This window comes from Streptomyces sp. XY006, from assembly GCF_002237655.1.
Classification (GTDB): domain Bacteria; phylum Actinomycetota; class Actinomycetes; order Streptomycetales; family Streptomycetaceae; genus Streptomyces; species Streptomyces levis.
Genome location: NZ_NOKT01000011.1, coordinates 153,799 through 167,091 on the forward strand (window position 1 = coordinate 153,799; position 13,293 = coordinate 167,091).

A 13,293-nucleotide genomic window follows, 5' to 3' on the forward strand; every position below is an offset into this window, starting at 1 on the left:
CGCCGGTGCCGGGGAACGGACGGGGTCGGCGGCGGGGAGTACGGTGGGGCGGGACGGCGAGCGAGGCGGTGGTGGGCGGTGGAATGGCAGCGGTACGCCGAGCAGATGGCGACGCTCGCCCGTGATCTGGTGGCGCAGGACTCCGTGCAGGCGACCCTGGACGAGATCGCCGCCTCGGCGGTGAAGCTGGTCGAGGGATGTGACGCGGCCGGGATCCTGACGGTGTCCAAGGGCAAGGCCGTGACGCTGGCCGTCTGCGGTGACATGGTCGAGGAGTCCGACCGGCTGCAGGGCGAGCTGGGCGAGGGCCCGTGCTTCGACGCCGCCCGCCGGGTGGACGGCGAGCGGCTGTTCCGCATCGCCGACATGACCGGGCCGCAGCCCGCCTGGCCGAAGTTCAGCCGGGCGGCCCGCGACCTGGGCATCGGCAGCATGACCGGCGTGCTGCTCTACGCCGACGGGCAGGACTTCGGCGCGCTGAACCTCTACTCCCGCCGCCCCGGGGCCTTCGGCCGGGACATCGAGACGGCGGGCTGGCTGCTCGCCTCGCACGCGGCGGTGGCGCTGGCCACGGCCCGCACGGTCGACCAGCTCGAACACGCCCTGGAGACCCGGCACGCCATCGGCGAGGCCATGGGCATCCTCATGGAGCGCCACCGGCTCAGCGAGGACGAGGCGTTCGGCGTGCTGCGGCGCCTGTCCCAGGAGCACAATCTCAAGCTGCGGGACGTGGCGCGGCGCGTGCAGGAGGCGGACCCCTCCGGTCAGGGCTGACCGTCCGCGCCGTGTTGGGCGCGCAGCAGCAGCACGGTGATGTCGTCGGCGTTCCGGCCGGTGGCTGCCGTGTGGCGGACCAGCCGGTCGATGAGCCGGTCCAGGTCACCGCCGTCGGCGCCGTCCAGGTGCCGGGCGAGGTCGGCCGTCGTCCGGCCGGCGTCCGTGCCCGGGAGTTCGACCAGGCCGTCGGTGTAGAGGGCGAGGGTGGTGCCGGGCAGCAGGGGCGCGGTGGTGACCGGGTAGCGGGTGCCGGTGGCGATGCCCAGCAGGGGGCCCGGCTCGACGTCCAGGATGCCGCCCGGGAGACCGGCGTGGCGCAGCAGCGGGGGCACGTGCCCTGCGCTGGCGAAGGACACCTCGTGGCGGGCGAGGTCGAGATGGGCGTAGAGGCAGGAGACGAGCAGTTCGGAGTCGAGGTCGGCCAGCAGCCGGTCGGTGCGGGCGAGGACCTCGTCGGGGGTGGCGCCGGCGGTGGCGTGGGCGTGGACGGCGATGCGCACCTGGCCCATCAGGGCGGCCGCGGCGACGCTGTGGCCCTCCACGTCGCCGATGACGGCGGCCGCGGTCGTGTCGTCCAGCCGCAGCAGGTCGAAGAAGTCCCCGCCGACCTCGATGCCGTGGCCGGCGGGCATGTAGCGGGCGGCGACGTCCAGGCCGGGCAGGTGGGGCAGAGCCCGGGGCAGCAGGGCGCGCTGCAGTTCGCCGACGAGGCGGTGCTGGGCGTCGTAGAGGCGGGCGCGGTCGAGGGCCTGGGCGATCAGGCCGGACAGCGAGGTGAGGACGGCGCGTTCGTCGGCGGTGAAGGGGTGCGGGTGGTCGTAGGAGAGGATGCAGCAGCCCACCGGGCGGCCGGAGATGATCAGCGGGAGGAACGCCCAGGCCTGTTTGCCGCTGATCCGGGGTGCCCCGGGGTAGTTGGCGGTCATCTCGGCCGGATGGGCGAAGAAGGCGGGGGTGCCGCTGGCGATGACCTGCCCGGCGGGGGTGAGGTCGGTGTCCACGGACAGCGCGTCGAGCCGTTCGATGACGTCGTCCGGATAGCCGTGGTAGCCGGTGATCTTCAGCCGGCCGGCCTCCGCCGAGGACAGCACGAGTCCCTGGGCGCCGAAGGCGGGCAGGATCTGATGGGTGATCAGGGAGACGAGGTCGCGCACGGTGACCGTCTCGGTGAGCGCGGCGGCCAGGTGCACCAGCTGGTAGAGCCGTCCCGTCGGCGCCGCCCGCTCGGGGCGTGCGGCGGCGGACGCCGGCGGCGGGGCGTCGGCCCGCTCCCCGCCCGGCACGACGCGGACGCTGATGCCGCTGGTGTCCGGGTAGAGGTGGAAGGTGAGCGGCTGGTCCGGCGGGCGGAGCGCGGTGAAGGACAGGGGGGCTCGGCTGACGACGGCGGTGCGGTACTGGTCCTCGTAGGCGGGGTCGTCCAGCCAGGGCAGCGACTGCCAGGGGCGGGTGCCGAGCAGCCGGTCGGCGCTGCGGCCGAGCAGGCGCGCCGCGGTGGCGGTGGCGAAGACGATCCGGCCCTCCAGATCGAGGGCGAGGGCGCCCTCGGGGAGGCGTTCGAGGTAGTCGGCGGCGGCCAGGCCGGTCTGCACCGGGTGGCGCACCACCTCCACGGGGAAGGTGCGCGGCTGGTCGGGCAGAGCGGGCAGCCGGGTGGCGTCGTCGAGCAGGCGGGCCATGCGGCGGGCGATGGCGGTGATGTGGTCGCGTTCGCGAGGCGTCAGCGGGCGTGGGCGCAGCGCGGGCCACATCAGCACCAGACCGCCCCAGGGGCGCCGGACGCCGGTCAGGGGGGCGGCGGTGAGGGCGAACGGGTAGGGCAGGACGGCGGCGGCCCGGGGGTAGCGGCGGGCCATCTCGTCCTGGCTCGCGATCCGGACCAGTCGGTCGTCGCGGATGGCGTCGGCGACGGGCACCGGCGCGGTGAGGGGCAGCCGCTGCCAGGGAGCGGTGAACGCCACGGGCAGGCCGCACAGGGCCACCATGCGCAGCACCGGTTCCGCGTCCTCGATCAGGTACAGCATCCCGGCCGAGGCGCCGGTGCCGCGCACGGTGTCGGCCAGGGCCGCCCCCAGAGCGTCCTCCACCGGACCGGTGTCCGCAGGTGGCTCGTTGCTCCCGGACATCGTTTGCCTCCCGCTCTTACCCGGACGCTACGCCTCACGGCGCCCTGAGGCATGTCGTCCGCCGCTGCGGCGGGCGGAAGCGGGCCGAACGGGGCCCGGCCGCGGGTTCGTCCTGACAGAATCGGGGCCCTGGCGGCGACTGGGAGGCCGGCCTTGCTGACACTGACTTCCGAGGACCCCCTGGCCGTCACCGTCACGGAGGCGATCCGGACCGGGGACCTGCCCGGACTGCGGCGGCTGCCGGCCGACCGTGGCCCCGAGGTCGTGGCCGTGCGGCGGGTGACCGGGTCAGGGCGTACGTGGAGTCCGGCGAGTCGCCGTCGCCCGCGGACGTCACCGGCGCGTTCCGGGGCGCCTGCCACGGCGGGCACCTGGCCACCGCGCAGTACCTCCACGCCCACGGCGCCGACCCGCACTGGCGCGGCTACGACGGCCTGACGCCGCTGGACGTCGCCCGCGGCCAGGGCGCCGGGGACGTGGTGCGGTGGCTGCGCGGGCCGGGGGCGGCGGGCGCGGCGGAGGAGACCACCTCCGGACGCCCGCCGGCGTCTCACAGGCAGTAGCGGACCAGCCACTCGTCCTGGTTGTACGCCGTGCGCGCCGGGTCCGGGAGGCCGGCCGCGCGCTCCTCGACCATGTCCTCCACGCGCACCGGTTCCGGGAGCGCCCCGAAGCGGGCCCGGCGCGCTGCGGCCTCCGGCTCGCTCCCCTGCTGCGACGTCGCCTCGTCCATGGCGATTCCCCTCTCCGCTGGTCTGCCGGCCGATCGGCCCTGCCTGGGCACAGAGTGGACGTGTGAGACGCGTTCTTGGTTCCCGCCGCCGCTCCGGCCCGGGACGTCGCCGCCGCTCAGCCGTAGAAGTTGCGCTGCCAGCGGTGCCCGGCGAGGACCGCCAGCCGGTCGTCGTCCAGGAGGCGTCCGTCGCTCACGGCTGTGTTGCGCTCGACGTTGCGGACGCTGCGCATGCCGGGGATGACGGTCGAGACGGCGGGGGCGCTCAGGACGAACCGCAGCGCCGTCCCGGCCATGTCGTCGGCCTCGATGCCGAGGTCGGCACGGATCGCCGCGACCCGCCGCTCGACCTCGGCGGGCCGGTCGTCCCGGAAGTAACGGTTGCGGAAGTCGCCCTCGGGGAACGTCGAACCGGCCGTGATCCGCCCGGTCAGGCCGCCCTCGTCCAGGGCGACCCGCACGATGACGCCCACGCCGTGCTCCACGCAGGCGGGGAACAGCCGCTCGGCCGGGGCCTGGTCGAAGATGTTGTAGATGACCTGGACGGTGTCGACCGTGCCGCTGCGCACCAGCCGCAGGGCGTTGTCGGGCTGGTGGTCGTTGATCGAGACCCCGAAGAGCCGGATCCTGCCCTCCCGCTTCAGGGCCTCGACCGTCTCCAGCCAGTCGCCGCGGCCGACCCACTCGTCGTTCCACACGTGGAACTGCACGATGTCGAAGTGGTCGAGTCCGCTCGCGCGCAGGCTGGTCTCCAGGCTGTGGCGGATGTGCTCGCCGGGAAACGCCTCGGCCGGGTCGATCCCGTCGGGCGCGGGCCACAGCCGGTTCAGCGGCGGCACCTTGGTGGCGACGAGGATCTCGTCGCCGGCCCGTTCCCGGACCACCCGGCCGACGATGCGCTCGCTCTCGCCGTAGCCGCGTGCGGTGTCGACGAGGTTCACGCCGAGGTCGAGGGCCCGGTGCAGGGCGCGTACGGACTCGTCCTCGGTGGCGCCGACCCAGGCGGACTCGCCGATGCCCCAGGCTCCGTAGCCGATCTCCGACACGGACAGTCCGCTGCGTCCCAGTTCCCGATAGCGCACGATGCACCTCCACGGCACGTGGTCCCGCGGCGGCCCCTGCCGCCGGCTGCGCCGACCCTAGGCGATCATCCGCCCGAGAGGCCGCGGATCAACGGACCGCCTCCCTTGTTCGAGCGTACGAACTTTCGCCTGTGTGCTTCTTCTGCGCCTCTTTGAGTGATAGGAAACCTTCCTATCACTTCCGCACGGCCAGCTCTCCCCACCCCCCACCCTTGCTTGGAGGCCCCGTGAGAAACCCGTCCACGCCCCCGGCGCGCCGCACCGTGCTGGCGCTGTTCGGCGCGGCTCTCGCCGCCCCCGCTCTGCCGTACTCCGCGCAGGCCGCGGCGGACGTCCGCGCGACCGGGCTCGACGATCCGGCGAAGAAGGAGATCGCCATGCAGCTCGTTTCGAGCGCGGAGAACTCCTCCCTCGACTGGAAGGCGCAGTACCCGTACATCGAGGACATCGGCGACGGCCGCGGCTACACCGCCGGCATCATCGGGTTCTGCTCCGGCACCGGCGACATGCTCGACCTCGTCGAGCTCTACACCGACCGCTCCCCCGGCAACGTCCTCGCCAAGTACCTGCCGGCGCTGCGCCGGGTGGACGGCTCCGACTCCCACGACGGGCTCGACCCCGGCTTCCCCGGCGACTGGCGCAGGGCCGCCCGCGACAGCGCCTTCCGCACGGCGCAGGACGACGAGCGCGACCGGGTCTACTTCGACCCGGCGGTCCGCCAGGGCAAGGCGGACGGGCTGCGCGTGCTGGGCCAGTTCGCGTACTACGACGCCATCGTCATGCACGGCGACGGCACCGACCCGCTCAGCTTCCGCAACATCCGCAAGCGAGCGCTGCGTTCGGCGAAGCCGCCGGCGCAGGGCGGCGACGAGGTGACGTACCTCGACGCCTTCCTGGACGCGCGCGTGTGGGCCATGAAGCAGGAGGAGGCCCACAGCGACACGAGCCGGGTCGACACGGCCCAGCGGGTCTTCCTGCGCCGCCGGAACCTGGACCTCGACCCGCCGCTGGACTGGCAGGTCTACGGCGACAGCTACCACATCGGCTGATCCGCCGGGGGCCCGCCGCATCGCTCCGGGCGGCCCGGGAGGCGGCGGGCCCGCGCACCGGTCCCTCACCGACGGCTCCTCGGATTGGTCCGTCAAAAGGGCGGGGAAGTGGACCTCCTCCCGGGCCGCCCGGCTGCCTAGCGTCGGCCGCATGAACGCCACCACCTCGCGCGGAGCCCTGCTCGCCGCGCTCGCCTGTGTCCTCGTCGGAGGGTCCTTCACCGCCAACAGCGTCCTGGGCGCCTACCCGTACGCGGGCGGCCAGTTCCTGCGCTACGGGCTGGCCTGTGTGCTGCTGTTCCCGCTCGCCGGGCGGGGCGCGCTCCCCCGCCTGAGGGCGTTGACGTCCCGTCAGTGGGTCCGTCTCGCCCTGCTCGCGGCGGTCGGCATGGTGGGGTTCAACCTGGCCGTGCTCGCCGCCGAGCGCACCGCGGAACCGGCCGTTCCAGGCGTGTTCGTGGGCTGCGCCCCCGTGGTCGTCGCCGTGCTCGTGCCGCTCCTGGACGGGCGCAGGCCCCAACGCACCGTGATCCAGGGGGCGTTGCTCGTGGCGGTCGGCGCCTGCGTCGTGCAGGGCTGGGGACGCACGGACGGCGCGGGCCTCGCCTTCTCGGTGTGCGCCCTGGCCGGCGAGGTCGGATTCGCCGTCCTCGCCGTGCCCGTGCTGCGGCCCCTCGGACCCCGGCTGCTGTCCGCGGTCCTGTGCGCGATCGCCGCGCTGGAGTCCGCGGCGGCCGGCCTCCTGGCCGACGGGACCGGATGGCTGCGGCGTCCGGACGCCGTCGAGGCGGGCGCGCTGCTGTGGCAGGCGGTGGTGGTCACCGTGGTCGGGTTCGTGTGCTGGTACATGGGCATGCAGCGGATCGGCGCGGAGCGCGCCACGCTGTTCTCCGGCCTCATCCCGGTCGCCGCGGCCTGCACCGCGCCGCTCGTGGGCACGGGTTCCTACGGCATCGCCCAGGGCGTGGGCAGTGCGCTGGTCGGGCTCGGGGTGGCGCTGGGATCCGGGGCGCCGAAGCCGCCGGTCAGGCCGTCGGCACCGCTCGGGGACCGGCACGCGGAGCAGCCCCGGCAGCCACCTTTCGGGGGAACGGCCGCACGCGGGGGCGTGGAGTCCGCGGCGGAGTGAAGCCGGGCGCATCTAATGGGCGGGATCCGACGTCTCAGCCGACACGGGAGACCGCTCCATGCCGCACCTTCGCAGTGGTGAACGGGACAACAAGGCCGCGCGTCCGGGTCTGCTGCGGCGGCTGGGCGAGTGGTGCGCGCGCCACTTCGTGCTCGTCATCATCGCCTGGCTGATCGCCCTGGTGGCGCTGCAGGTCCTCAGCCGGGCCTTCGGCGGCGAGTACTCCGACAACTTCTCGCTGCCCCAGGCGCAGTCCCAGAAGGGCCTGAACGTCCTCAAGCAGCACGATCCCCAGGCGGGCGGCTACAGCAGCCAGATCGTGCTGCACGACGACGGGCAGCCGCTGACCGCGCTGAGCTCGCAGGTCTCCACCGCGGTCGCCGACCTGGAGAAACTGCCGCACGTCCTGTCGGCCCAGAACCCGCTGTCCGCGCAGGGCTCCTCCTCGGGACAGTCGCAGCAGAACGTCGGACCTCTGTCCGACGACCAGAAGACGGCCTACATCACCGTCCGTTTCGACGTGCAGCCCTCGACGCTCGGCGACTCGTACCTCAACGGGGTGGACGACGCCGTGCAGCCGCTGCGGTCGGCCGGAGCGGAGGTGGAGTACGGCGGACCGCTCGGCGAGCTCGCCCGGCCCTCCGCCGACGACCGGGTGAGCGAGCTGATCGGTTTCGCGGTGGCCATCGTCGTGCTGCTGGTCGGCTTCGGCAGCGTGATCGCCGCCTGCATCCCGCTGCTCACCGCGCTCATCAGCGTCGTCGGCGGTCTGGCCATCCTCGGGCTGCTGGCCGCGGCGTTCACCTTCGCGACCGTCTCCCCGACCCTGGCCACGATGATCGGGCTCGGCGTCGGGATCGACTACGCCCTGTTCATGATCACCCGCCACCGGCAGAACCTCATGGACGGTGCCGACCCGGTGCGGGCCGCCGGGCAGGCCGCCGCCACCAGCGGCCACGCGGTCCTCGTCTCCGGCTGCACGGTGATCATCGCGCTGGCGGGCCTGTCGACGTCCGGGGTCTCCTTCATCGGCCTGCTCGGGCTGGCCGCCGCCGTCACCGTCGTCTCGGCCGTCGTCGGCGCGCTCACGCTGGTCCCCGCCCTGCTCGGGCTCATCGGCCGCCGCATCGACCGCTACCACGTGCGCCGTCCCGTGGCCGAGACGGACGCCGCGGCGGGCGAGACGCCGCAGGGCACCTGGCACCGCTACGCGCAGCGCGTGGAGCGCAGGCCGCTGTGGTTCCTGTCGGCGGGGGTGGGAGTGGTCGTGGTGCTCGCGATCCCGGTGCTGTCGATCCAGCTCGGCCACATCGGCGACGGCGCAGATCCGACGTCCTTCACCGACCGGCGGGCCTACGACCTGATGGCGGACGCGTTCGGGCCCGGATCCAACGGCCCGCTCACCGTCGTCATCGACCAGAGCGGCGTACCCGACTCGCAGCGTTCCGCCCTGGCCTCGAACGCACAGCAGACGCTCGACAAGGTCCAGGGGGCCGCCGTCGTCACCCCCCTGACGCCCACCCAGGACGGGGACGTCCTCGTCGGCACGGTCTACTCGTCCGTGTCGCCCCAGAACGGCATCACCACGGACCTGGTCAACCGGCTGGTCGACGACACCCTCCCGGACGCCGTCCAGGGCACGGACGCCAAGGGCTACGTCACGGGCACGACGGCGGCTCAGGTCGACTTCCGCGACATCGTCGCCTCCCGGCTGCCCCTGATCATCGCCGTGGTGGTGGCCCTGGCGTTCCTGATCATCCTGGCCGTCTTCCGCGGCCTGCTCGTCGCGGTGAAGGCGGCGGTGCTGAACGTCCTGTCGATCACCGCCTCGTACGGGGTGGTCGTCGCCGTGTTCCAGTGGGGCTGGGGCGGGCCCGCGCTCGGCGTCAACGGCACGGTCCCGATCGAGAGTTACGTGCCCATGATGATGTTCGCGATCATCTTCGGCCTCAGCATGGACTACGAGATCTTCCTGCTGTCCCGCGTCCACGAGGCGTGGCGGCGCACGGGGGACGCCAAGGCCTCGGTCGCGCACGCGCTGGAGATCACGGCCCGGGTCATCACCTGCGCCGCCCTGATCATGGTGAGCGTCTTCGCGGCGTTCATCGTCAGCGACAACATCGTGGTCAAGATGCTCGGGCTCGGCCTGGCCGTCAGCGTCCTCATCGACGCGACGGTGGTGCGCCTGCTCATGGTGCCGGCGGTGATGACCCTGCTCGGGCGGCACGCCTGGTGGACGCCGCGGTGGCTGGACCGGGTGCTGCCGCACATCGACGCCGAGGGCGAGGAGGCGTCGGCGGCGGGCCGGGCGGCGTCGTAGGCGCCCGGCTCAGTGCGTCACCAGGTGGACGAGGGCGAGGGTGCCGACCGAGACGATGAGGGTGCGCAGGACGGCCGGGCTGAAACGGCGTCCGACCCGGGCTCCGATCAGGCCGCCCAGGGCGGAGCCCGCGGCGATGAGCACGACGGCCGTCCAGTCGAACTCCGCGAAGAACAGGAACACCACGGCGGCGACGGTGCTGACGACGGCTGCCAGTACGTTCTTGACGGCGTTGAGCCGCTGGAGCGTGTCGTCGAGGAGCATGCCCATCAGCGAGACGTAGATGATGCCCTGGGCCGCGGAGAAGTAGCCGCCGTAGACGCTGGCCAGGGTCATGCCGGTGAACAGCAGCGGGCCGCCGTCGCGGCGGGTGCGGCTCCCGGCCGGACGGCGGCGCAACCGCCGGGCGATCAGCGGCTGGCAGGCGACCAGGACCAGGGCGAGGCCCACCAGGACCGGCACGATCCGCTCGAACGCCGAGGCGGGCAGGGTGAGCAGCAGGACGGCGCCCGCGAGGCCGCCGAGAACGGCGCCGATGCCGAGCAGGAGGGCGCGCCGGCCCTGGCCGCGGAGCTCCTCGCGGTAGCCGATGATCGCGCTGATCGAACCGGGGACCAGGCCGAGCCCGTTGGAGACGGTGGCGGTGACCGGGGGCAGTCCGGTGGCGAGCAGGACGGGGAAGGTGATCAGCGTGCCGGAGCCGACGACGGCGTTGACGGCGCCCGCGCCTGTGCCGGCGGCCAGCACGGCCGCCATCTCCCACGGCGTCACGCCGCCGCTCCGCCGGGTGTACCGCCCCTGGTGACGATGAGGTTCATGGGATCACGCTAGAGCGTGTGTCCTTCGGCGGTCGCCGAAGGGTGCCGGACGCGGACGTCGGGCCGCGACCGGCTGGTGCGAACACGGCGGACCCGGACGCGGAACGGCGGCCGGCCCGGACGCGGAACGGCGGCCGGCCCGGACGCGGAACGGCGGCCGGCCCGGACGCGGAACGGCGGCCGGCCCGGACGCGGAACGGCGGCCGGCCCGGACGCGGAACGGCGGCGGGGCCCTGGTGGGGTCCCGCCGCCGTTTCACCTGTCAGGCTCGAGCGTCGCGGTCGGTCAGCTCCGCCTCACGCGGCGCAGGACCACGAAACCGGCGAGGACCAGGACCGCGCCCGCCGCGGCGGGCCAGAGCTGGGCGCCGGTGTCGGCGAGACCGCCCTGGCCGACCGCCTGCGGCTCGGCCTGGGACGGGGCGGACGGCGTCGGCGCGGCGCTGGTGGCCGTGCCGACGGCCTGCGACTCGCCGAGACCGTCGGCGTCCTCACCGCCCTTGTCCCCGGTGCCGCCGCCGGACGAGGGCGTCGCGAGCACCTCCGGTGCGGTGGTGCCGGGGGCCTTGGAGCCGTCGCCGGGCTTCGGCGCGGCGGTCGGCTTCTCGGCGGCCGGGGGCTCGGACTCGCCCTTGCCGCCGTCGCCCTTGCCGTCCTCGCCCTTGCCGTCGTCGCCGCCGGCGTCACCGGGCTTGCCGCCGGCGTTCCCGTCCTGCGGCGCTTCCGGGGTGCGCGTGGGCTCCTCCTGCGGGGCTTCCGGAGTCTGCGAGGGCTCCTCACCCTGGCCCGGCTCCTCACCCTGACCCGGGTCTTCACCCTGGCCCGGCTCCTCGCCCTGGCCCGGTTCCTCGCCCGCACCGGCGCCGCACGTGCGGCCCTCGTTGATGCAGTCGACCATCTTCTTCATCAGGTTCTCGTCGAAGACGTTGATGAAGTCGCCGTGGTCCGTCACCGGCTTGTGCAGCTGCTCGGGGAAGGAGTCGACCGCGAACAGGGGTGTCGTACGGCCCCCGTCCTGAAGGCTCGGCGCGTCGACGTCGTAGACGATGCGCTGCACCAGCTGCGGGATGGCGCGGAAGCCGGACGGGCACGCCCCGGCGGCGTCCGCGAACGCCACGTGCGTGCGGTGGTTGGCGCTGTCGATGTTGCGGCCGTCCCAGCAGCTCTGGAACTTGAAGGTGCGCACCACGTCACTGCCCTGCGGGCACAGCGGGTACTTGTCCTTCAGCTGCCGGTCCTCGAAGCCGGTGCAGCTCCAGGAGGCGTTGGCGTTGGCCGGGCCGTTCACGAACGACTTGGCGTCGCCGGTGATGATGCGCAGCAGCCGCGGCATGGCGGTGACCTTGTCGCGCGGGCTGCCCACGAAGTTCAGCGTGACCTGCTTGGGCGTGACGATCTCGCCGGCGTTGCCCTCGATGCCACCGCCCGGCTTCTGGGCGTCCTGCTCCTGCGTGCCGTTCTGCAGGCGCAGCACCGGCCAGTAGTAGGAGGACTTGTCGCCCTGGTCGACACAGCTGGTCTCGGCGTTCGCGAGGTCCTGGTCGCTGGCGAAGGCGTCGTTGGACTGGTTGCCCACGTAGTCGTGGAAGTGGTGGGCGCCGTTGCTCACACCCGGGGCGACGATGACGTTGTCCGAGTTGAACAGGCCGTTCTCGTTCACACCGCAGCTCGTCGCGAACGAGCCGCGGGAGGCGTTCCCTTCCGCGCGGGGGGTGTTGACGTTCGGCTGGACGTTCTTGATGTCCACGAAGTCGGCGGCGACGGGGCCGTTGCCCGCCTGTCCCCCGTTCGCGCCCTGGCCCTGGCCCTGGTCCTGCTCGTTGTCCTGGCCCTCGCCCTGGTCCTGTCCGGGCTGTTCGCCGCCGTCCTGGCCCTCGGCCCCGGCGGACGGCTGGTTGCCGGAGTCGCGCAGGGTGCACGCGGCGAGGTCGTCGAGCCCCTCGGGCCGGTCCCCGACGCGGTCGATGGCGATGGCGATGCGCTCCAGGGTCGCGGCCCGCTTGTCCTTCAGCGGGTTCACGATCGCGCTGTCGGCGAAGCCGGAGTCCTGCTGGATCTGCTGGGCGGAAGCGCTCAGCCGCTGGTAGGCCTGGGCGATCTGCTCGTCCAGCAGGGCGAGTTCCTTGTCGACCTCCGCTCTGGCCTGCTCGGGGACCGAGGTCAGCTTGGTGCCGACGTCCGGGCAGTCGATCGTCGCGCCCCCGGCCGGGGCCCCCGTGCCGGACCGCGTCTCGGCGGCCTCACCGTCCCAACCGCCGTCCGTGGCCGAGGCGTAGACGTTCGCGGCCATCAGGCCGCCTCCGCCCAGGATCAGCGCGAACGCGGCGAAGGTCGCGCGTCGTTTGCCTGTAGGGCGTCTTCGCGAATTGCGTGCCAAGGGTGCTCTCCTGCGCTTGTGGCGTGCCGGGCATGAAAATCCCCTCGCCCCATACGTACGGGAGCACCGGTGTGTTCAGGCGTCCCGAGAATTTTCGGGGAACTCTCATGAACCCGGCAAACACCCGGGCCCAACAAGGCCCAACAAGGCCCGTCAGAGCCGGTCGAGTTCCTTGGTGCCGCGCCCCAGGAAGGTGGCCGCACCCGGCTCGGCGACGCGCAGCTCGTGGAACCCCATGCGGTCGTAGAAGGCCCTGGCCCGTGTGTTGGCCGCGGCCATGGCCAGGTGCACGGCCGGTACGCCCTTGTCCTGCAGCGTCGCGAGGAAGGTCCGCATCAGCCGCCGCCCGTGACCGCGGCCCTGCCAGGCGGGCAGCAGGTCGATGTGGAGGTGCGCAGGGTAGGCCGCCAGTTCCGGCACGACCATCCGCTCCGGGTGGTGCAGCAGGTGGGCGATCTCCTCGTCCGGGGTGCGCGGCCGCCCCGCCGGCTCCGGGTGGCGCCCGGCGACCAGGGGCAGCCAGGTGACGCGGAAGGCCTCGGCGAAGCGCGCGGTGTCGGCGGTGCCGACGATGTACCCGACGGCCTGCCCCCGGCCGTCGTCCAGCACGAAGGCCAGCTCCGGCTCCAGATGGACGTAGGGAGCAGCGAAGGTGGCCGGGAAGATGTCCGGGTCCGTGTAGTGGGGGCGGCTGTCCCCGCCGTTGTGGGCGGTGCGGACGCAGATGTCGTTGAGGGCCGGGCGGTCCTCGGGGCGGTACGGACGGATGATCCAAGAGGTGGTCATGGCGGCATCGTGCCCGCCGTGGGAGCGCTCCCTCAAGCCCTGTGCGCGGGTGCGGTGCTTGCGCCGGACTCCCGCCGTGACCACCGTGGACCGGGGC

Annotated in this window: 11 protein-coding genes; 5 read left to right on the forward strand and 6 right to left on the reverse strand. The window is 73.4% G+C overall.

Features of this window, described 5'->3' with window-relative positions:
- The first annotated feature begins 78 nt into the window (after nt 1-78).
- Nucleotides 79-774: a GAF and ANTAR domain-containing protein gene (locus tag CHR28_RS14930; RefSeq protein WP_256984255.1), complete on the forward strand. Its 696-nt coding sequence runs from the start codon at nt 79-81 to the stop codon at nt 772-774.
- Here the strand turns inward: CHR28_RS14930 and CHR28_RS14935 are convergent.
- Nucleotides 765-2,903 carry a SpoIIE family protein phosphatase gene (locus CHR28_RS14935; RefSeq protein ID WP_094054103.1) on the reverse strand — a complete coding sequence of 713 codons (2,139 nt, stop codon included), beginning with the start codon at nt 2,901-2,903 and terminating at the stop codon, nt 765-767. The two genes, CHR28_RS14930 and CHR28_RS14935, sit on opposite strands and share 10 nt — an antisense overlap.
- Nucleotides 2,904-3,202: 299 nt before the next feature.
- On the opposite strand from CHR28_RS14935, the gene CHR28_RS14940 reads away from it, so the two are divergent.
- Nucleotides 3,203-3,466, forward strand: coding sequence for an ankyrin repeat domain-containing protein (locus tag CHR28_RS14940; protein ID WP_094054104.1), 264 nt, complete (start codon nt 3,203-3,205; stop codon nt 3,464-3,466).
- Here the strand turns inward: CHR28_RS14940 and CHR28_RS14945 are convergent.
- Both CHR28_RS14945 and CHR28_RS14950 read right to left on the reverse strand, forming a co-directional pair.
- On the reverse strand, nt 3,454-3,636 hold the full coding sequence (locus CHR28_RS14945) for a hypothetical protein (RefSeq protein ID WP_094054105.1): 183 nt from the start codon (nt 3,634-3,636) through the stop codon (nt 3,454-3,456). The two genes, CHR28_RS14940 and CHR28_RS14945, sit on opposite strands and share 13 nt — an antisense overlap.
- Before the next feature lie 116 nt (nt 3,637-3,752).
- Nucleotides 3,753-4,718, reverse strand: coding sequence for an aldo/keto reductase (locus tag CHR28_RS14950; protein WP_094054106.1), 966 nt, complete (start codon nt 4,716-4,718; stop codon nt 3,753-3,755).
- Between the two features lie 227 nt (nt 4,719-4,945).
- Between CHR28_RS14950 and CHR28_RS14955 the strand changes: the two genes are divergently transcribed.
- The 3 genes from CHR28_RS14955 (at nt 4,946) to CHR28_RS14965 (ending at nt 9,216) form a co-directional block, all read left to right on the forward strand.
- Nucleotides 4,946-5,767, forward strand: coding sequence for a chitosanase (locus tag CHR28_RS14955; protein WP_094054107.1), 822 nt, complete (start codon nt 4,946-4,948; stop codon nt 5,765-5,767).
- Nucleotides 5,768-5,918: 151 nt separating this feature from the next.
- Nucleotides 5,919-6,896 carry a DMT family transporter gene (locus tag CHR28_RS14960; RefSeq protein WP_094054108.1) on the forward strand — a complete coding sequence of 326 codons (978 nt, stop codon included), beginning with the start codon at nt 5,919-5,921 and terminating at the stop codon, nt 6,894-6,896.
- Between the two features lie 58 nt (nt 6,897-6,954).
- A complete protein-coding gene (locus tag CHR28_RS14965; protein ID WP_094054109.1) occupies nt 6,955-9,216 on the forward strand; it encodes an MMPL family transporter in 2,262 nt (753 codons plus the stop codon).
- A gap of 9 nt (nt 9,217-9,225) precedes the next feature.
- Here CHR28_RS14965 and CHR28_RS14970 read toward each other — a convergent pair whose 3' ends face one another.
- The 3 genes from CHR28_RS14970 to CHR28_RS14980 all read right to left on the reverse strand — a co-directional run bounded on the left by CHR28_RS14970 (nt 9,226) and on the right by CHR28_RS14980 (nt 13,196).
- Entirely contained in the window at nt 9,226-9,987 is a 762-nt protein-coding gene (locus CHR28_RS14970) for a sulfite exporter TauE/SafE family protein (RefSeq protein WP_094054110.1), read from the reverse strand.
- Nucleotides 9,988-10,319: 332 nt separating this feature from the next.
- Nucleotides 10,320-12,410, reverse strand: a complete 2,091-nt coding sequence (locus tag CHR28_RS14975) for a DUF1996 domain-containing protein (protein WP_373453354.1) — start codon at nt 12,408-12,410, stop codon at nt 10,320-10,322.
- A gap of 153 nt (nt 12,411-12,563) precedes the next feature.
- Complete coding sequence (locus CHR28_RS14980) at nt 12,564-13,196, reverse strand: GNAT family N-acetyltransferase (protein ID WP_094054112.1); 633 nt, start codon at nt 13,194-13,196, stop codon at nt 12,564-12,566.
- Nucleotides 13,197-13,293: the final 97 nt, after the last annotated feature.

Bases quoted from the DNA above. Each gene is read 5' to 3' on its own strand.
- CHR28_RS14965 (WP_094054109.1), top strand. From the start codon at position 6,955: ATGCCGCACCTTCGCAGTGGTGAACGGGACAACAAGGCCGCGCGTCCG.
- CHR28_RS14945 (WP_094054105.1), bottom strand. From the start codon at position 3,636: ATGGACGAGGCGACGTCGCAGCAGGGGAGCGAGCCGGAGGCCGCAGCG.
- CHR28_RS14960 (WP_094054108.1), top strand. From the start codon at position 5,919: ATGAACGCCACCACCTCGCGCGGAGCCCTGCTCGCCGCGCTCGCCTGT.
- CHR28_RS14980 (WP_094054112.1), bottom strand. From the start codon at position 13,196: ATGACCACCTCTTGGATCATCCGTCCGTACCGCCCCGAGGACCGCCCG.
- CHR28_RS14935 (WP_094054103.1), bottom strand. From the start codon at position 2,903: ATGTCCGGGAGCAACGAGCCACCTGCGGACACCGGTCCGGTGGAGGAC.